The sequence below is a fragment of the Paraburkholderia sp. ZP32-5 genome (genome assembly GCF_021390495.1).
Lineage (GTDB): Bacteria > Pseudomonadota > Gammaproteobacteria > Burkholderiales > Burkholderiaceae > Paraburkholderia.
On record NZ_JAJEJP010000001.1, the window covers coordinates 4,197,929 to 4,216,104 of the forward strand.

Sequence of the window (18,176 nt, forward strand, 5' to 3'; positions counted from 1 at the left end):
GAATTCCCTGCGTATCGCCTCGCTTACGCTCTTCATCGCATTTCGCCAAATTGGGCATATAACGCCGCCTTCAAACCCTCTTGAATATCTGGGTCTCCGAGCCCTTCGTCTGGGTCACAATGTACGGGACGGCCGGGTTCGTCATCGAAGCCATCGTCCATGTCGTCTAGTGCGAGCCAGTGGACCAACCGATGGCGATTCACATATCCGAGGACCAGTATCCCTCTAGCCATGCCGTCCCAGAAATATGCGTCATGGAACCTGGAGTGATAAGTTGCCCATACCACCTTAGCGCGAAGGTCAGCAGCTGGCAACGCACTCCGTGCGCGATTAAATCCGAGCCCTTTCACCCATGACGTCGACAAGACCAATTCGACGCTAGGATACGGAGCGAGAATCGCTGCCAAGACATCGGCGTACTCAAACAACTTGATGTGAGTGGGGTCGCTACTGATGATGCCGCGCTTCGTGCGGTAAGCGCCACCCCGATGCAGAACACCGTCGTAGTCGAGAAAGAGTACTTGCCGGTCAGACATCGCTCTCATCTCCATAACCTGCCCCATGAAACCGCGCTATGTGGCCCCGCGGCGTGGCCGAAAAGGTGGCCTTGGTGGCAATTCTTCGCTGCCAGCAAGAGCGGTCACGATACCTCTACCTACCAAATCCGGCACCGTCGTCGCATGTCGGGGATAGTCGACAAGCAGCCCGGTGGCGATGCGATTCCCAGCTTTATCGAATAGCCTCACCTCGTAGGAGGCGGACACGAAGCTGCCTCCGATATTCACAATTTCAACCATAGCGAGCTGCTTTCGAAATCGCGGGTCGGGGTCACCATACGGAAGCTTTTCGACTGTAACGAGCAGCATCACAAATCCCTCATCCGATTGGGAAGACCTGCCGAGTCCTCCTTGTTAGCGCCGCCTGATACGACCGATGGCTCTCCGTGCGATGCTGGAGACGACTCCGCTTCGCACGACAGCAGCCGGAGGCCGTGCCTGCATCGGGCATCCTGCGTATCGAACGCGCACGCGAACGCTTTCTCCAGCGATTGCAATGTGGACGGACGCCTCCAACTTCGGGCCGGGACATCCCGAAGATTCCCTGTGGACGAATACGGAGAACGCGCGAGGCGTAGAGTACGGACCGAGGGGCAAGTAGTAACCCTCTACCCGCAAGGCGTCCGAGGCCCGCTGAAGCAGCGGCGAGTCTGGGTCAACCGGCGCTGTCGCCACATACAGCGCTCTCAGGTCGTCAGGCTGGAACGCATGCTCACCCTCATACACAGCTACGGTTGTGGCTGAATCGCCCGCTGCGTCTTCGCTTGCCCTTGCGCCATGCCCCCCCGGGCTCGCTCGCCAACGGCAACACAACATGCTTCCCTCCCGTACTCTGCTGTCGCCAAACAGAACCTCAAATCTGTAGAAAACATTCAAAGGTGAGAACTTTCCGGCAACGAAATAAATGTCGCGGCAAGGACCCGTTGAGCGGCAGCGCACGCCTCCCGCAGTGACACTGGCGGCAAGTGCGGCGACCAGCTCGCCGCCCACATGACCAGAGCCCCGATAACCAGACCGTCTGGAGGAGGCAACTGCATGGCCGCGATTTGGCGCTCGACCAGCGCTACGTCGCGGTGCGCGCTGCTCGCAAGACCAACGCCTCGGCAATCAGCAAACTCGCAGCAGCACAAATACATGCAGGTCACCAAGTTCCTGAAGCACGTGTGCGTCGAGACTTCTCCGGCGGCCGCATCAAGATACAGTTCAATCGCTGCACGCAGCCGCGGGTGCGCTCGCGGCCTTGAGATGTCGACGGCCACGAACCGAGCCATCACTACTGGGGCGGAAGCACATGCAGCGCATATAGTCGACAGCTGAATCACAAGTCGCCGTTTCATGCGATACCTCCCGCCCTCAAATCAGCCCCTTCTTCGCCTCGACCTTTTCGCCCTCCGGGATTCCGCCGGAATACCAGACGGGCGCAGATGCTGCGGCACTGACGCGGCAGCCAAGACGTATGCAAGCGCGTCACGTCGTTGCCTGGCTCTCTCGTGGTCGCGTCTGGGAACGAGTAGACCCCACAGCATCGCTCGACGAAGCAGACGGTGAATGCACTCTTTAGGACGTCTGCGACCTCGAAGGCGAGCGATTCGGTTGCGATTAAGAAAACCCTGGTACGACGACAGGAACTCGTCCGCAACGCCTTGAAGCGCGAAGCTGACCATGCGCGCCGCCTCGCCGGCAGGTCTGCCGCTCTGTTGTCCGCGATTCCACACTCGCACAGTTCGCTTCGCGACCACGATTAGTCTCGCGAACCGCGGAGCAGCCGGAGGCGCCTAGCCCGTGAACACGGTGCAGCCCACACCTCTGGCAACGCGGCAGCCGACTCCATAAGGTCAGCTTCGAATGGGTAATGTCGAAGAAGCCCCACTGCAACGGATTGGATAAGGCCCGGCACATCGATGGGTTCACGGGCTTCCGCAAGCGTCTGCAGAAACCATCGGACTTCAGTGACCGCCCGCGAGCGCTCAACAGGCGTGGTCACGGTCGGATTCCTGGTATTGGTCCGTTATGTCCGCATAGTCGGAGATGTGATTGTGTTCACACCAGAACGACCAGAAGTATTCACTCACGCCATCCAAGCCGGCCGGACCCCGAAGGAAATAAATACGACCGGAGCGACTCTCAGCTCTATGGGTGTCGGAGTCATACACCAAGATTTCAGAGCTGATGCGGCCTAAAAAATTTGAGGCGTTGAGACCGACAAAGTGCACGTGGCCATCTGGAAGTATTTCCATGACGCGCCAATGCAGAAGGTCGGTAGATGGCTCAACACCTAGACTGGGCGCAATTCGAGCATGCATGACAATCACCTGGATGTGCCACAACGACATCAGGCACCACTGCGTAGAACAGCAAGCGGGCTGGTTGTGGGATGCAGGTGCTCGAGCAGCGTTATTTGACTTTTAGCTCGGGCGAAGATGTGCGTTTATGCACATGAAACGACTATAGTCGGTGAGCGGAATTTTGCAAGCCCGTCGGTTACCGATGCTGCTCCGCCCTTTGGTGACCGTCCACCGCAGCGCCGTTCAGAGACGAGACGTCCACGAACCGACCGATACCTTCGAACCGGCACACGGTCGCACACTGAAGGAACAAAGCCGCTGGGAAAGTGCCGCTTTTGGCCTGACTCTCCAAGTCCTTCGAGGTGACGACGACCCCAATCTCCGAAAGTCGCGCTGCCAGCCCCGCCCAGGTCAGCCACGGCTGGAGAGACAGTTCTGACTGCAAGACGGCCGATGCGCGTTGCTCCCATGATTGCGTTGCGGTCAGGGCCTTCTCCCAAGCTGCCGGGTAGTCGGTCCGGGAAGCCAGAACCACCTGCAGAAAGAAGGTGAACCGGCAGGTCCCGCGCTGCGACTTCGCCTGAACACCGCGAAAGGTATCAGGCACACCCATGTCGGCGAGCGCTGCAGCCAGGTCCGCGTAGCTCATGTCCTGCCGGGCAAGCGTCGCGCGAATTCCACGCGATACGAGGCCCGACCAGACGCTTTCCTGCTCGTCGCCCGGCGCTCGCGATTCCTTCGCATGAGAATTAGTAACTTTCGCTTGCATGTTTGCAGATTTGTGTACTAATTTTGATGTGTGTTAACACACATGGCTCATCCAAAAGTCAAACGCCAACGGAAGGGCCCATAAGACACCCATCTTCCTGGTTGCCGCCAGACACTGCGGACCAACCACAGAAGGTGCTCTGGCGGAGGATTCGGTCATGTCCTCAACACTCTACCTTGGGCTCGAAGGCGTAACCTTCGCTCGCCGCTGCACAACTCGCCTCTCACGCTGCCAGCTCGAGCATCCGAGCGCTCTACCGCTGCCCCTCCTTCATCGACTGTCACGTATCGTTGACGAGTACCTCGACCTGACGATTGTCATCAACTCGTGGCTCGTGCCCGACTACGGATATCGGGGCGTGCTGAATCTGCTGCCTGCTCCGATTGCGAGCAAAACGGTCGGGGCGACCATGCAAGGAAATCGCACCCACCGTCGGCTCCCTACCTTACCTCGCGTAGACATTCTGCGCGCTGACATCAGGCGGCGGAACCCGTCCCATCTCCTGATTGTAGATAGTTGCTCTTCAGCTGTCCCTTACGAGTACCTGCCGCAAGCCGTTCTCGTGAATAATACGTCCGAACTCGCCGCAACCCAATACGCGGAAATCATTTTAGATATCCTCGATTGCGCTACCCGCGTCCAGAGCACATAAACTCTAATTCTGTAGGTATCCGAATGAATTTATACCTTAATCTGGACGGGGTACTGCACCCGAATCAGGTCGCGTATCGACCCGGTCGAGCGCCCGAACTGGAGATAGAAGGCCATCGCGTGCTGGAGCATGCCCATCTGCTGACAGAAGTTCTCGCCGCTCACGAAGACGTAGGCATTGTGCTCAACACGTGGTGGACCTACTACCTCGGCTTCGACACTTGCCTGAACCTGCTCTCAGCGGCCCTCGCATCCCGCGTGACCGGCGCCGTTCTTGGATTCTCCGCGTCGTATTGCGAATTGCCTCATCGCGTTCGCGAAGCAGAGACACGGATTACGGACAGCCGCTCGGACGCTTATCTGATACTGGACCACAGCAACGCACGCTACCTACGTTGCTACCTTCCGCATCTGCTTGCCGTCAACGAATCCGAAGGGATGGCGACTCCCCAAGCCGCTCAGGTATTGCGGCGTCGTATCGACATGATTGTCAGCGAGGAGCGTATGAAGATGCGGCATCCTTAACAAGTTCCCGTGGCGAAACGGACGATTTGAGAAGTTCTGTTTAGATATACACCCGCTATCAAAACATAAACAGAAAAGACATTTATTCCGCAATAAATAAGTTAGCAGGAATTTTGTGCGTGACAGCCCGGAGAATTTCGAAACGAAGTTCTCTAAAAACGCTCCAAAAACGCTATACATTTCGAAGCGTCTCGTTCTATCATTTCTCATCGCTTCGCAGGTGCAACTTCCCCCGGTTTTCCACTTCAAATTTCAGGAGGTAGCCGCCGGACCCCAGTGCTCATCTACTAAGCCCGATGGGGCGATGCGACCCCGCAGCGCGTGCGTGACCGCACAAATGAAGAGGGGTCGCTAAGCCCAAAAAATGGACCGCGACCCCAGTGGCTCCCCGTAAGAGAAACCACGGTTCGCACCCCAATGTTCTCACGGGGGGCTCTGGGCGTCAAAGGACTTCGCTCGTCTTCAACGAACGGATATCTGACGCCAAATGACTTCGAATATCATGCATTTTCGGCCAATTCCACCGAACTTCGGCCCTCGGCAGCTCCCCCCTCCTATGTGGTGGCGCCGGTACCCCTCCAAGACACCCTGTCCCCAATTGTTTTCCCCCTGTTTCACCTCCTCCGCACTCCCTCCGCCGCCTCCTCCCGGCTCCTTCCGCTTCCCCTCAGTACCTCTCCGCGCTCCTGGCAAAACCGGGGCGAGCCGCCGCATCTGGCTGACAAATCAGGCCCTTCCACCAGTCCGGTGAGTCTCTGAATTACGTCAGAACGCTAACCAATTGCGTTCGCGGGACCGCTGCAGTGTTGTACCCGTCCTGTCGCCGGCGCGCTCCAGACACGCTGCGAGGGGGCACGGCTGCCCACTTTTCTAAAGGAATTGTCATGCACTCAAAGACCGCGCCGAGCAGCTTTACGCGTGAGCTGGAGGACTTCGTCGTCCGCCTCAAAAATTTTAGCGACGTCGCAAGCGAGGCACGGGCGTCCGAGAAGGCGACCCGTCACGCAGCTCCGAGCAAACCAGGGATGCTGACCATGCGCTCGTCGCGATACTTGCCCGTCCCGCCACGCGGAGGGGTAGTTGCGGGATGCCCTAGAAGCATCCAACGGCTGTGCGCGGTCCAGGCGCCGTCGAACGGCCTGCCTGCAAAAACGGCCTCTGCACGTCGGGCGCGTGTCGTCTGGGATGCGGCGCGAGCGCACAACGCACCCGAGCGTGTGCTGGTCAGGCGCAAGTGCGACTCGCAAATCTTCGAAGCGACGATGCCCACGCAATTGAACCCCACGCTGTCCGACGCCCCCTCGCAGCTCGAGGGCTCCTTTCCCTTCGCATCTATCTCCCGGGCGAACGCTCCCTTCAGCGTGCTGACGGGTCACGCGACAGTCTCCGCTTGGGGCGAACGCTTGCGCGCGCTCACTCATGCGGAGGTGGTCGACGCCATCGACGGCTGGCTGACCTTCGCGCTTGGCCAGATTGTGGGTCCCGCTAACGGGGAGCGGGCTGCGTACATTGGGTCGCTCATTCGCCTCCGGTACCAGTGGGACCAGATTCACGTTCGACTCAATCAGCAGGGCAAGTCAGGCGCTCTTTTTTCGATCCATCAGTGACGCCCCGCGTATCGGGGTCCGACGTGCCTCGACTAACTCCCAAGGGGCACGAGTTCCGCAGTCGCGTTTCATCTCTCAGGAGGATGTGCCATGAGGCAAAGCAACCGTGATTCCATCCAGCCCGCGAAGATTCGCTCAGGCGGCGCTCGCGTCCGTGCGGCGATGGTGCCGGTCTACATGAAGGAGCCTACGCTGAAGGTACGGCGCTACCCGTCGACCATAGTGGCGGATTCTAGTGAGAAGTCGAGCACAGCGACGCTGGCCCTGCTCTGCGCCGAGCAGGGCGTGGCGGTCATCAGACGTCCTGCCCACTCCGATGCTCGCGCCCAGTTCGAACGGTCAATCGAATGCGTTCGCGAAGCCTTCCTCAAAGCATCAATGGAGCGCACCCGAGCGTTGCCTCTGCCTAGTTTGCAAGTGAGGTCAAAGCGTCGGTATCGCACAGGCCGGTAGGCATGCCGCGATAAGGACCCGGCCGTTTCCGTAGGTATCTCAACGCAACGCGCGCTGGCCTCATGGTCAGCGCGCAAATCAAAGCAGAGGACCGCATGAAAATTGAGCTTCCAGTTACCCTTGCGCCCATCTCGACCTGGCAGCAGAGGGATGCCCAGTGGCGCGAGACCTACCCCTTAGGGTCGGCAAAGCCCTACACCAACGAAGAACTTCGTGCCGCATTTGTGGAGTGGGGAACCCCGGAACAAGGGCAGAAGTACATCATCCGGTCGCGCATAGAGTCACCAACTCGCAAATTTCCCGGCCGTGGCGGCAATGTGATTAGTCAGTACACGTCGCTCAAAATGAAGAAGAGGCTGGGGACCGAAAGCAAGAGGGTCGAATTCCCGGCCGTCGTACACGCGGACTTCGATGGCGTCACTCACGAGTTGTACTGTCAGCCGGTGAAGGTGGGCATCCCCACTGTCATACGCCGTACGTCGTCACGGGGCAAGGTCACCGAATATACCCACGAGGTCCCGTGCACGCCTGACATCCTTCGCTTGACCAAGCATGGTCCGATACTTGAGGAATGGAAGACAGAAGAGGACCTTCGAAAGCTCGCCAAGAGAAATTCGAACCGGTTCTTCAAGACCGACGATGGTACGTGGCGCTGCCCCGAACGGGAGGCCTACTTCAACCAGCTCGGCATCGACTATTGCGTTCGCTCCTCGGACGAAATCGCAACCACATTTGCGGAGAACCTGCAGTTTCTGAAGCCGTATTTCAAACCAGATGCGCGACCGTTGGACGATGCTCAATGGTCGGTCATCGAAGATATTGTTGGGCAGTGCGGAGCGATGAGCCTGGCGTCTCTACTCGCACTCGCGTATGAGGACGAGACACCCTGGAACGAGACCGTAGTCCTTCCGACACCCCCTGGTCGATTCCGGAGAGAGGACGTTCACAAGGCCATTTCAGAACAACGCCTTTACGTCGACCTCGACTATGACGAGTTGTCCGACCCGTTCTCCGTCGTGGTCTGCTCAAGTCCCGAACAGCTGGAGCTCGTCAAATGGCGTCGTCCTCCGCCCCACGCCGTCTCCGAAAGCTTCGTCATGAACGTTGAGGTCGGCACCGAGTTCGTCTTCAACAAGCAACCTCATACCTTCGTTGTGACCGGCTTGCCGGCTGGGAAGGTGCTCTTCCGCAACTCTGATTCAACGACCTTCGAAGAAATCAGCGACGCACAGTTTCAGCTGTCGCTCTTCAAGGGCGATATCCGACCGCTCTCCTCACCAAAGACAACGCAGGAATTGCTCGCCGATTACGAATACGTTTCCGACGAGCGAATCGCCGTAGCGCGCGGCAGGCTCGAGCTCCTCAGAAATCTCGAAAAGATGGATGCCCCTCACGGGTTCAGCGTCCGGACATTGCAGAGCTGGCGAAAGCTTCTGCGCGCGGCAGGCGATTCGCAGCCGTTGCAGTTGCTTGCATTGATACCGGGAATACCTGGCGGTGCCCGCAGGGTTCCACAGCTTACGCTTGACGTCCTGGCGTTGATTAGAGAGGTGGCCCTCAGTGGGAACAATCCAACTAATCCACTGAATAGCCACTCTTATGAGAAGCTCAAGCGCCTGTGCAAGGAGCGGAACATCAAGCCGTGCACAAAAAATACGTTTTACCGCCGCTCGGCACGCTTCCGCGATGAGAAGTTGCGCGAAGGAAGCCGCCGGGCCTACAGCAAGGAACCCGCCGTCTGGTATCTGAATCGAGCCGAGAGCATTCACGGGGGCTGGCCGTTTGCCCGCGTACACATCGACCACACGAAGCTCGACATTATCATCAAGGTGCGCGGTTACGGTGGTCGTTGGTACAGGCTACGTCCCTGGCTGACCATCGTGATGGACGCTCAGTCTCGCGCCGTCCTCGCCTTCTACCTCTCAGCGCATCCGCCTAGCACCGTAAGCTGCATGATGGCAATGCGCAGCATGGTCTCCATTCACAAGCGGGTCCCGGACACGATTGTCGTCGACAACGGGGCAGAGTTCAGGTCAGCCGCGTTCGACAGGTTTTGTGACCTGAACGATATAACCCTCGATTTCCGGCCCGCGCACAAGGCGAGATTCGGCGGCGTTGTCGAGCGTCTCTTCGGAACCACCAACACGTTGCTGATTCACAACCTCGTGGGCAACACAAAGGCCACTCAACACGTCCGCACCCTGACTCGGTCAATCGACCCGATGCGAGCTGACCATCTTAGCTTCGTCGAGCTCCACGGGCTGCTCGAATATTTCTTCTTCGCCGAGTACAACCGGGAACGCGTCCATCCTGCTCACGACCATACACCAGAGCAGTTCATGCATCACCAGTTCATGATGACCAGTCGGCGGCAAACGCGCCTACGTCCCTATGACACCAACTTCATGCTCCAGACGTTGGTCCCGGTATCGAGGAGGGGCACCCGCACGGTCAATCCGCGGATGGGCGTGAAGATTGGACCCATCTACTACTGGACAGACGAGTTTGCTGCGCATCGCCATAAGAGCAAGGAAGTCCCGGTATTCGTTGACATGTGGGACGTGAGCGTCGCCTACGCAATCATCAATGGCAAGTGGCACAAGTGCATCTCGCCGCTGCTCAGGCGCTTCCAGAAGTTGACCTTCATTGAGCTTCGGTACGCGCTGTACGAAGTCCGTCTGCGCCTGAAGGCTGCTCCCGAGGCCGACTTTGAATCGGTCATCTCTGACGTTTTCGCAGACCACACGCTCCCGCCAGCAGCAGAAGCAACGGCTGCGACACGCCAGATTTATGGGGCAGCTGGTCTCGCCGCAATTGAAATCAGAAAGGTTGTTGCAGATGACGTGGTCGAAGTCCCTTCGACGAGCGGGACTGACTCAGGGCAGACCTACGTGAAGGTTCAGCAGTCGACCACGTCGCTCAAGCTGCAGAAACAGAAGTCCACGCGCGTGCGGAATCCTAATGCCCAGCCCCAATCGGAGGTCACCGCGAACGACGATGCGCGAAACGAAAAGCCTCCGTTCAATTTTGGTTTCAAGATTGGCTACACATCACTTCCCGTCCGTCGTCCCATCTAGTCAACGTTGGAGGTAGGTATGGCAATGCTTACTCGCGAACAAGCTATCGCAGGCTCGCCTGAGGACAAGGAGGAGTACCTCAAGTGGCTCTTCGTCCCACATCGCAATCTTGAGATTCTCGCCAAGGAAGTCAGCAGGCGGATGACTGCAGGCGCGGGGCTGTCACTTACAGTGGTTGTGGGTCCAACCGGTATAGGGAAATCGAGCTTCGGTCGCATGCAGTTGCGTAATCTCCTGAAGCGTTACCAAGTGCAAATACAGGAACGGCCTCATGTCATCCCAGCTGTCATGAGCGAAGTGGACCCAGCCGACCACACGGGTGAAATGAATTTTGTCCTGTTGTATAACCGGTTGTGCTCAGACCTACTGGTTCCCAGCGCCCTTGATATGGTCGCCGCACCAATGGAATCTGACGAACTGTGGGACCCCATTAAGCGGGGTCGCCTCGAGTTCGAAAGCGCGTTGATAAAGCGCGAATTGCGGCATCTCATCCTCGATGAAGCAGTCCACTTCACGAACTCCAGAACCAACCCGCTGCTGTATGGCGATTTCCTCAAGTCACTATCGAACCGCGCTGGCTTCAATCTGTTACTTCTCGGAGCATACGGGTGTGAAGAGCTTGCTATCGCGAGTGACCAGTTGGGTCGTCGCGTTGGAGTCATTCACTATCCGCGATACCTGCAAACGCAGGACGACGCCAAAGAGTTCGGAACCTTCCTCAGGTCGTATGTCGCATCCCTGCCGTACAAACTCGAATTCGAACTGACCGACAACCAGATTGAATACATGCTGGTCGGCACCGTTGGCCTCCCTGGGTTAGCCGCCGATGTCTTAAAAAGGGCTTGCGAACATTGCTGCTTCGAGCGATATCCCGCGTGGAACGAAGAAAAGCTTCGCCTTGCAATGCCATCAAAAGCAGCGCAGCGAAAAATTGCAAGGGCTACCATCGAAGGCGAAACTAATGTCTTGCCGTTCCTCAATACAGATGAAGCGGTCGATTACATGACCGAGGAACAAGTTCGCACAGAACTCAGACAGGAAGAGGCTGAACGCAAGGCCTTGAACTGCAGGAGTGCTCGATGACAGAGAAAATTGCTCTGGTGGAGCTTCCGGGTGGATGGCCCAAAGATGCTCCGCCACGGTCTGCATTTCTAGGACTCGCCCCCCTGGGTGTGGGTGGTGAGAGCTTCGAAGACCTAGCGAGCTACTTTCGCCGACTGGCCGAGCTTCACCTGATGCGTCCGTGGACTCTCGCGATGCGCGCAGTGGCGCCAGTTATTAGTGGGAAATCGGAGAGAGGCCGACGAAGTATCGCAGATGTTTGCTATGGGCTATCCATGAATGGAGTGACGAAGTTAGCCGACCAATGGGTGGATGCTCTGTCTCAACTTACGCTCCGAAACGACCTTCACTTAAGAACCCTGCTCCCGCTGCGTGACATAGTGCCTAGGTACAAGCTTCTTTCCCAGACCGAGCGCTATTGCCCGCTTTGCTATTTGGACGATGAAAACAACAAGCGACCGAAATACAACCGCCTGCTGTGGTCACTGGATTGTGTAAAGGCGTGCCCTGTCCACAACGTGCTTCTGGTCGAAGTGCGCTCTTTTGCCTCGAATGAAGGACGGCCTTTTTTCCTGCCGGGTATTTCGCGTTTGGACGGAACCAGCCTCGCTGCTGCGAACGCTACCCCAGCAACCGACGAGCAATCCTGCATGGCCCGTATGACAGCCCACCTTCTTGACGACATACACCACCATCCTGAAGTGTTCGAGAGCAATTGCAGCCCCGCTCCCTTCCTCAAGTTTGCTATTAACAAACTGTTCGCCGGCGTCGCTATGAACTTTGCCCAACACCTCGGCGTAGGCAAAGGCGAACTCTCTGGGTGGACTAGCGGTGATGTTAGACCGAGTCTGCCGCGCCTCCTGCAGATAGCATACTGTTGTGGTTGCGCCGTATCGGACGTCATCCTTGGCAACAAGGTGATGCTGAGGCGAGTAGCCCTCTTGTCTCCACCACCTGTTTTGGCGCCGAAGCGACGAAACGGCGCAAAGAGGCCCACGGATGTGTTGCTGACCGAGCTGGAAGCTATCGTTAAATCCGGAGCAGCACGCCACGGAAAGCAAGCTGCTGACCTGCTGGATGTATCTCAAAAATACCTGAAAAAACTGTCACCGACTTCTTGGGATGTGCTTGTTCAGCGAGGAGCAGAGGACCGGCGAATGAGAACGGTCAATCGTCGGGAATCTCGTTTCGCCGAATTCAATCGGTCACACGCAGCCTTGGCACGGAAAATGGGCCTCACGCCAACGAGGCGCGACGTTCACGAGGATGTCTTCAGGCGGACGGGTATCCGGTACCGATTCGTTGAGGGTCATGATTTCCTGCACCGAGCACGCGCGATAGCCGCGAGACCGGAAAATACGAGGAAAGCCAGATGAGCTTCTACGAGACCTGTCGGGAAGGACAGTCCATTCGTGGACTCTCATCCCCCGCAAAACAACCTGTTCGTGTCGTAAACGACATTAAGAGGTGAACTGGACAGCGAGGAAGAACCTAAGCGCTTGAATTCACTTGGCGCGCCCGGCTGGGATCGAACCAGCAACCCCTGCCTTCGGAGGGCAGTACTCTATCCATTGAGCTACGGGCGCTTCATGAGAACTGCGCGAAAGCGCGGCAACCAGAACGGACGCGACGCCAAAGCGAGAGACCGAGAGGATACCCGGTTTCGACCTAACCGTCCACCGGACGGCCAGCGCGCCGCCTGTCGCGGCCGTCCCATCCCGCTCATGCCGACCGCGCCGATGCGGGTAAACGCCTGCTGAACACCTTCCAGGCCCCCTCGCCGCCGCCGAAATCTTGCGTCTATAATCGTCCGTGGCTGACAAAGAACAAGAAGTTGCCGTCGCGCTGTACCGCTCACATACACACGGAGACGAGACAAGCATGAGCGAAGCACCACACGGAGCCCCGATCAAAACCCCAGCACAGCTCATCGCCGCGGTCATCGCCGGGTTTGCTGTGCCGATCGTCATCATCGTTCTGCTCGCCGCCTACGTCGATAATTCGACGCGCACCGGCGCCGGCACCGACTCCCTTTCCGAAGCCGAAGTCACCTCGCGGATCCATCCGATCGCGCAAGTCGACATCCGCGACGCCAACGCACCGCGCGTCTACAAGAGCGGCGAGGAAGTCTATAAGGCGGTCTGCTCCGCGTGTCATGCGTCGGGTGCCGCAGGCGCGCCGAAATTCACCAATACCGCCGACTGGGCACCGCGCATCGCGCAAGGTTTCGACACGCTCTGGCACACCGCGCTGTCCGGTAAGGGCGCGATGCCGCCGCGCGGCGGCACGAGCCCCGACGATTACAGCGACTTCGAGATCGCCCGCGCGGTCGTCTATATGGCGAACAACTCGGGGGCGAGCTTCCCCGAACCGGCGCAGCCGGCAGCGGGCGCGGCAGCCGCCTCTGGTGCTGCGGCAGCTTCGGGTGCGGCGGCAGGCGCATCGGACGCAGGCGCCACTCAGGCCGCCGCCGCGATGGCAGCGATGGCCAACGTGCCGCAAACCCCTGCTCCGGCAGCCGGTGGCGCGCAAAGCGCGGATGCCTCGCAAGCCGGCAAGGCGCTCTATCAGGCTGTCTGCCAGGCTTGCCACGCGGCCGGCGTGCTGAACGCGCCGAAATTCGGTGACAAGGAAGCGTGGGCACCGCGTCTGAAAGACTCGATGGACACCGTCTACAACTACGCGCTGCACGGCAAGGGCGCGATGCCGCCGAAGGGTGGATCGAATGCATCGGATGCGGATGTGAAGGCCGCTGTCGACTATATGGTTAGCGCGGTGAAGTAAGCGGGCACGCATTCGACTGGCTCCCCAGTCGGCCGCAACAATAAAAAATCCCTGCATGCGGGAACGCATTGCAGGGATTTTTTTATACGCGGCGAGTCGCAACAACGGGCACTCGAACGCGCCCTCTCAAGCCTTCTGCAACAACGCCTTCAACGTCGCCAGCCGGTCCTTCGGCGTCATCGGCGCTTCTTCCGCCGTCGGCGGCGGCGCGTCGTCGAGCAGCATTTCGGCGATAAAGCGCGACGCCTCGCACACCACCGTCTCCCGCGCGCGCTTGCGCTTCTTGCACCAGTTCAGATGCAGACTGCGTTGCGCACGCGTGATCGCGACGTACATCAGCCGGCGCTCCTCCTCGATGCGCGCGTCGTCGATCGGTTCATCGTCGGGGCCGCCGCGATGCGGCATGATGCCTTCCTCGACACCGACAAGAAACACGTGCGGATATTCGAGCCCCTTCGACGCATGCACGGTCGACAGCCGCACCGCATCCGGGTCTTCCTCGCGGCCTTCGAGCATCGACATCAGCGCGACGGTCTGGATCAGGCCGAGCAGGTTCTTGCCGGTGTCGCCGAAACCGTCGGCGGTGTCGTAGCCGGTCGCTTCGCTGCCGTTGCCGTTCTGCGGCTCTTCCTTGGTGCCCTTGCGCTTCAGCCACTCGATGAATTCGAGCACGTTCTGCCACTTCGCCTGCGCCTGGCGTTCGTCGAACGCATCGTACAGATAGGCCTCGTAGTGGATCGCGTCCATCAGCTCATTGAGCAGTGTGCCGGCGGCGTCCTTCTCCGCGCGATCGGTCAGGCGTTGCATGAAGTCGCAGAACGCGCGCATCGGCTCGATCTGGCGCGGCGACAGGCGCGCTTCGATACCGCCCATATACACCGCCTCGAACAACGACACCTTCGCCTGCCCGGCAAACGCGCCGAGCGCTTCGAGCGTCGTGTTGCCGACGCCGCGGCGCGGCGTCGTGATCGCGCGGATGAAAGCCGGGTCGTCGTTCGCATTGGCGATCAGACGCAGGTATGCGCAGATGTCCTTGATCTCGGCCTTGTCGAAGAACGACTGGCCGCCCGACAGCACATACGGAATCCGCTCGCGGCGCAGCACCTGTTCGAAGATGCGCGCCTGGAAGTTGCCGCGATACAGGATCGCGTAGTCGCGGAAATTCGTGCGCCGCTCGAACTTGTGCGCGGACAGGCGAAACACCACCGACTCAGCTTCGTGCTCTTCGTCGTTGCAGCCCGTCACGGTGATCGTGTCGCCCATCCCGTGCTCGGACCATAGCTTCTTCTCGAACAGCTTCGGATTGTTCGCGATCACGTTGTTCGCGGCGGTCAGAATCCGCACCGTCGAGCGGTAATTCTGTTCGAGCTTGATCAGATGCAGGTTCGGAAAATCCTTGCCGAGCTGGCCGAGGTTTTCGAGCGTCGCGCCGCGCCAGCCGTAGATCGCCTGATCGTCGTCGCCGACCGCTGTGAACGCCGCGCGCTTGCCGGCCAGCAGCTTGACCAGTTCGTACTGGCACGCGTTCGTGTCCTGATATTCGTCGATCAGCAGATAGCGCAGCTTGTTTTGCCAGCGGTCGCGCACCTGCTCGTTGCTCGCGAACAGCTCGGCGGGCAGGCGGATCAGATCGTCGAAATCGACGGCCTGGTACGCGTGCAGCGTCGCCACGTAATTGCGATAGACGATCGCGGCCTGATGCTCGTCCTCGGTCGACGCGGTCGCGATCGCCTGCTCGGGCATGATCAGACCGTTTTTCCACAGCGAGATGATCGACTGGACCTTGCGGATAAAGCCCTTGTCCGTCGAGCCGACCTGCTCCTGAATCATGCCGAAGCAGTCATCCGAATCCATGATCGAGAACTGCGGCTTCAGGCCGACGTGCTCCGCCTCCTGACGCAGAATCTGCACGCCGAGCGAGTGGAACGTGCAGACCGTCAGCTGGTTCACCGGCACCTTACGGCCTTCCTTGCCCGGCGCGGTCAGCGTCTTGCCTTCGAGCAGCTTGCCGACGCGCTCGCGCATTTCCGCGGCGGCCTTGTTCGTGAAGGTGACGGCGGCGATGTGGCGCGGCTCGAAGCCTTTGGCTTCGATCAGATGCGCGATTTTCTGCGTGATCACGCGTGTCTTGCCGCTGCCCGCGCCGGCGAGCACGAGACAGGGGCCGTCGAGATAACGGACCGCTTCACTTTGAGCGGGGTTCAGGCCTGCGGACATCGTCTGTGGATGGGTACGGTTGAGGGCTGTCGAAGTCGCACCGGCGGGAGGCGCCGGCCGAGGGCCCGGGGGCATGCTGCGCGAAGCGCGCCGTGTTGGAATCGAGCTTCCGCGTGGCTCGCTTCTCGCGAGAGCAGCGATGCTAACACGGTTGCCTGTCGATGCGCGGAGGTGCCCCGCTTCCTCCCACAAATGCCACAATAATGAGATTGCGCGCCGCCGCCGCGGTGGCAAGACGGCGCGCCGTTTTGCAGGAAGACACGCATGTCCGCATCGCTGAAGATTGGATTGATGGGCTACGGTTTCGCCGGCGCGACGTTTCACGCCCCGGTGATCGAACATTGCGGGCGCGCGAGCGTCGCCGCGATCGCGACCGGGCAGACCGAGCGCGCGCGGGCCGACTATCCACACGCAAAAATCGTCGCCGATCTCGACGCGCTGCTCGCGCTCGACGAAATCGACTGCATCGTGATCGCCACGCCCAACGACACGCACTTCGACCTCGCGCGCCGCTCGCTCGAAGGCGGCAAGCACGTGGTCGTCGACAAGCCGGTCACGCTCACCGCCGCCGACGCCCATACGCTCGCCAACATCGCGCTCGCACGCGGCAAGCTGTTCGCGCCCTTTCACAATCGGCGCTGGGACGGCGATTTTATGACCGTGCGCGATCTGCTCGCGCGCGTCGAACTGGGCCGAGTCACGCAATACGAATCGCATTTCGACCGCTTCCGGCCGGGCGTGCGGCAGCGCTGGCGCGAAGACGTGACGCGCGGCGGCGGTCTGCTGCTCGACCTCGGCCCGCATCTGATCGACCAGGCGCTCACGCTGTTCGGCGCGCCGCAAACGGTGTCGGCGACCGTGCGCTCACATCGCGACGACGCGAGTGCGCCGGACTACGTGCACATTCAACTTGGCTACGGCGAGTTCGAAGTCGTGCTGCACGCCAGTGCGCTGACGGCCATCCCCGGACCGCGTTTCGCGATCCACGGCACGCGCGGCAGCTATGTGAAATACGGGCTCGATACGCAGGAAGACCAGTTGAAGGCAGGTCTGCGCCCGGGCGCCGAAGGTTTCGGCGGCGGCAATGCGCCCGGCGTGCTGCGCGCGCTCGATGGCGACCAGGAAGTCGAACGCGAATGGCCGACCCGCGACGGCGACTACGCTGGCTTCTATATCGCGTTGGCCGATGCGATCCAGAACCGCGTTGCGTTTCCGGTCAGCGCACAGGACGCGGTCGACGTGATGACGATCATCGAACTGGCCGCGCGCAGCTCGGAAGAAGGCGTGCGATTGCCGTTCGAACGCATTCGCTGAGCCCGCGCTGGGCGTGGCCGGCTTCGCGCCGCCACGCGCTGTGTACCAAAAAAGACCTGGCTCGATGCGTGTTCGAGCCTATCCGGCCGGGCCTTTCCTGACATTCCCGCAAGGAACATAACGTTACAAAATTTGCCCGCGGATGGGTCAGCGGGCATCCGTCATCATCCGTTGCTAACGAAGGGTATCCGCATCCCCCGCCCCGTCCAAACAACAACGACCTCCGGAGAATCCATGCTTCGTATCACCCGTGTCCTCGCCGCATGCGCACTGCTCACCTCTGTCGCCGCGTGCGTCGTGACACCCCCGCCGCCGCAGCATCCGAGCCCTAGCCCGCAGCAGATCGCGGACCAGCGTCTGCATCAGGTCGACGGCCGTATCGAGAATCTCGCACGCCGCATCGACAACCGCGTGAATCAGGGCTATTACCCGCCGCCGCAAGGCGCGGCGCTTCATCACCGGCTGGAAACGATCCGCCAGGAAGCACACGATATGGCCGCGCGACACGGCGGCGGATTGTCCTCCGAAGAGCAGCGCGTGCTGAACGAAGAACTCGACAACGCGGCACACGCGATCGGCGAGTAACGGCTGGGTGAGCGGGCTGATACGTCCGCTCATCAACCGGTAAAAAGCGCAGCAAAAAGCGCGGGCACCACGTCCCGCGCTTTCTTTTTTCCGCGCCGGCGCATCGCCACACCCGCCACCACACCGCCCGCGGGCCTTCATTTGACAAAGCCCCTGCCCGTCGCGTAAATTCGCCGCACGCGTCGGGAGAGCGCGCTGGCCGCATGCAAAATCGCAGGCCGCGCCGCCGAAGGGGCACACCCGCAAACTCTCAGGCAAAAGGACCGACCGCGTCGAAAAACACCGCTTTA

General features: G+C 59.9%; 13 protein-coding genes, 1 tRNA gene and 1 riboswitch. Of the genes, 9 read left to right on the forward strand and 5 right to left on the reverse strand.

Features of this window, described 5'->3' with window-relative positions; translation table 11 throughout:
- Positions 1–32 precede the first annotated feature (32 nt).
- From L0U82_RS18255 to L0U82_RS18260, 3 genes are all read right to left on the reverse strand, one after another.
- Positions 33–536 carry an HAD domain-containing protein gene (locus L0U82_RS18255; protein ID WP_233832845.1) on the reverse strand — a complete coding sequence of 168 codons (504 nt, stop codon included), beginning with the start codon at positions 534–536 and terminating at the stop codon, positions 33–35.
- 1,762 nt (positions 537–2,298) lie between these two features.
- A complete protein-coding gene (locus L0U82_RS39875) occupies positions 2,299–2,541 on the reverse strand; it encodes a BPSL0761 family protein (protein ID WP_326489733.1) in 243 nt (80 codons plus the stop codon).
- Positions 2,542–3,038: 497 nt separating this feature from the next.
- Positions 3,039–3,611 carry a DUF6471 domain-containing protein gene (locus L0U82_RS18260; protein ID WP_233832846.1) on the reverse strand — a complete coding sequence of 191 codons (573 nt, stop codon included), beginning with the start codon at positions 3,609–3,611 and terminating at the stop codon, positions 3,039–3,041.
- A 157-nt stretch (positions 3,612–3,768) separates the two neighbouring features.
- Between L0U82_RS18260 and L0U82_RS18265 the strand changes: the two genes are divergently transcribed.
- From L0U82_RS18265 to L0U82_RS18290, 6 genes are all read left to right on the forward strand, one after another.
- A complete protein-coding gene (locus L0U82_RS18265; protein WP_233832847.1) occupies positions 3,769–4,263 on the forward strand; it encodes a hypothetical protein in 495 nt (164 codons plus the stop codon).
- A gap of 23 nt (positions 4,264–4,286) precedes the next feature.
- A complete protein-coding gene (locus L0U82_RS18270) occupies positions 4,287–4,787 on the forward strand; it encodes an HAD domain-containing protein (protein WP_233832848.1) in 501 nt (166 codons plus the stop codon).
- A gap of 884 nt (positions 4,788–5,671) precedes the next feature.
- A complete protein-coding gene (locus L0U82_RS18275) occupies positions 5,672–6,394 on the forward strand; it encodes a hypothetical protein (protein ID WP_233832849.1) in 723 nt (240 codons plus the stop codon).
- A gap of 548 nt (positions 6,395–6,942) precedes the next feature.
- Positions 6,943–9,924, forward strand: coding sequence for a DDE-type integrase/transposase/recombinase (locus L0U82_RS18280; protein ID WP_233832850.1), 2,982 nt, complete (start codon positions 6,943–6,945; stop codon positions 9,922–9,924).
- 18 nt (positions 9,925–9,942) lie between these two features.
- Entirely contained in the window at positions 9,943–11,007 is a 1,065-nt protein-coding gene (locus L0U82_RS18285; protein ID WP_233832851.1) for an ATP-binding protein, read from the forward strand.
- Positions 11,004–12,362, forward strand: a complete 1,359-nt coding sequence (locus L0U82_RS18290) for a TniQ family protein (protein WP_233832853.1) — start codon at positions 11,004–11,006, stop codon at positions 12,360–12,362. Before L0U82_RS18285 ends, L0U82_RS18290 begins: the two co-directional genes overlap by 4 nt.
- Before the next feature lie 134 nt (positions 12,363–12,496).
- Here L0U82_RS18290 and L0U82_RS18295 read toward each other — a convergent pair.
- Positions 12,497–12,572: transfer RNA gene (locus L0U82_RS18295), tRNA-Arg, on the reverse strand.
- Positions 12,573–12,867: 295 nt separating this feature from the next.
- Here L0U82_RS18295 and L0U82_RS18300 point away from each other — a divergent pair.
- Positions 12,868–13,770 carry a c-type cytochrome gene (locus tag L0U82_RS18300; RefSeq protein WP_233832856.1) on the forward strand — a complete coding sequence of 301 codons (903 nt, stop codon included), beginning with the start codon at positions 12,868–12,870 and terminating at the stop codon, positions 13,768–13,770.
- A 126-nt stretch (positions 13,771–13,896) separates the two neighbouring features.
- On the opposite strand, the gene L0U82_RS18305 is transcribed toward L0U82_RS18300, so the two are convergent.
- A complete protein-coding gene (locus L0U82_RS18305; RefSeq protein ID WP_233832858.1) occupies positions 13,897–15,987 on the reverse strand; it encodes a UvrD-helicase domain-containing protein in 2,091 nt (696 codons plus the stop codon).
- Positions 15,988–16,251: 264 nt separating this feature from the next.
- Between L0U82_RS18305 and L0U82_RS18310 the strand changes: the two genes are divergently transcribed.
- The gene (locus L0U82_RS18310) at positions 16,252–17,301 is read left to right on the forward strand and encodes an oxidoreductase (RefSeq protein ID WP_233832860.1); all 1,050 of its coding nucleotides are present in this window, start codon (positions 16,252–16,254) and stop codon (positions 17,299–17,301) included.
- A 234-nt stretch (positions 17,302–17,535) separates the two neighbouring features.
- Positions 17,536–17,886 carry a hypothetical protein gene (locus L0U82_RS18315; protein ID WP_233832862.1) on the forward strand — a complete coding sequence of 117 codons (351 nt, stop codon included), beginning with the start codon at positions 17,536–17,538 and terminating at the stop codon, positions 17,884–17,886.
- A 173-nt stretch (positions 17,887–18,059) separates the two neighbouring features.
- A riboswitch (glycine riboswitch) is annotated at positions 18,060–18,162 on the forward strand.
- Positions 18,163–18,176 lie beyond the last annotated feature (14 nt).

Coding starts and splice junctions, on each gene's coding strand:
- L0U82_RS18280 (WP_233832850.1), top strand. CDS start 6,943: ATGAAAATTGAGCTTCCAGTTACCCTTGCGCCCATCTCGACCTGGCAG.
- L0U82_RS18300 (WP_233832856.1), top strand. CDS start 12,868: ATGAGCGAAGCACCACACGGAGCCCCGATCAAAACCCCAGCACAGCTC.
- L0U82_RS18270 (WP_233832848.1), top strand. CDS start 4,287: ATGAATTTATACCTTAATCTGGACGGGGTACTGCACCCGAATCAGGTC.
- L0U82_RS18310 (WP_233832860.1), top strand. CDS start 16,252: ATGTCCGCATCGCTGAAGATTGGATTGATGGGCTACGGTTTCGCCGGC.
- L0U82_RS18260 (WP_233832846.1), bottom strand. CDS start 3,611: ATGCAAGCGAAAGTTACTAATTCTCATGCGAAGGAATCGCGAGCGCCG.
- L0U82_RS18255 (WP_233832845.1), bottom strand. CDS start 536: ATGTCTGACCGGCAAGTACTCTTTCTCGACTACGACGGTGTTCTGCAT.
- L0U82_RS18275 (WP_233832849.1), top strand. CDS start 5,672: ATGCACTCAAAGACCGCGCCGAGCAGCTTTACGCGTGAGCTGGAGGAC.
- L0U82_RS18315 (WP_233832862.1), top strand. CDS start 17,536: ATGCTTCGTATCACCCGTGTCCTCGCCGCATGCGCACTGCTCACCTCT.
- L0U82_RS18285 (WP_233832851.1), top strand. CDS start 9,943: ATGGCAATGCTTACTCGCGAACAAGCTATCGCAGGCTCGCCTGAGGAC.
- L0U82_RS18305 (WP_233832858.1), bottom strand. CDS start 15,987: ATGTCCGCAGGCCTGAACCCCGCTCAAAGTGAAGCGGTCCGTTATCTC.
- L0U82_RS18265 (WP_233832847.1), top strand. CDS start 3,769: ATGTCCTCAACACTCTACCTTGGGCTCGAAGGCGTAACCTTCGCTCGC.
- L0U82_RS18290 (WP_233832853.1), top strand. CDS start 11,004: ATGACAGAGAAAATTGCTCTGGTGGAGCTTCCGGGTGGATGGCCCAAA.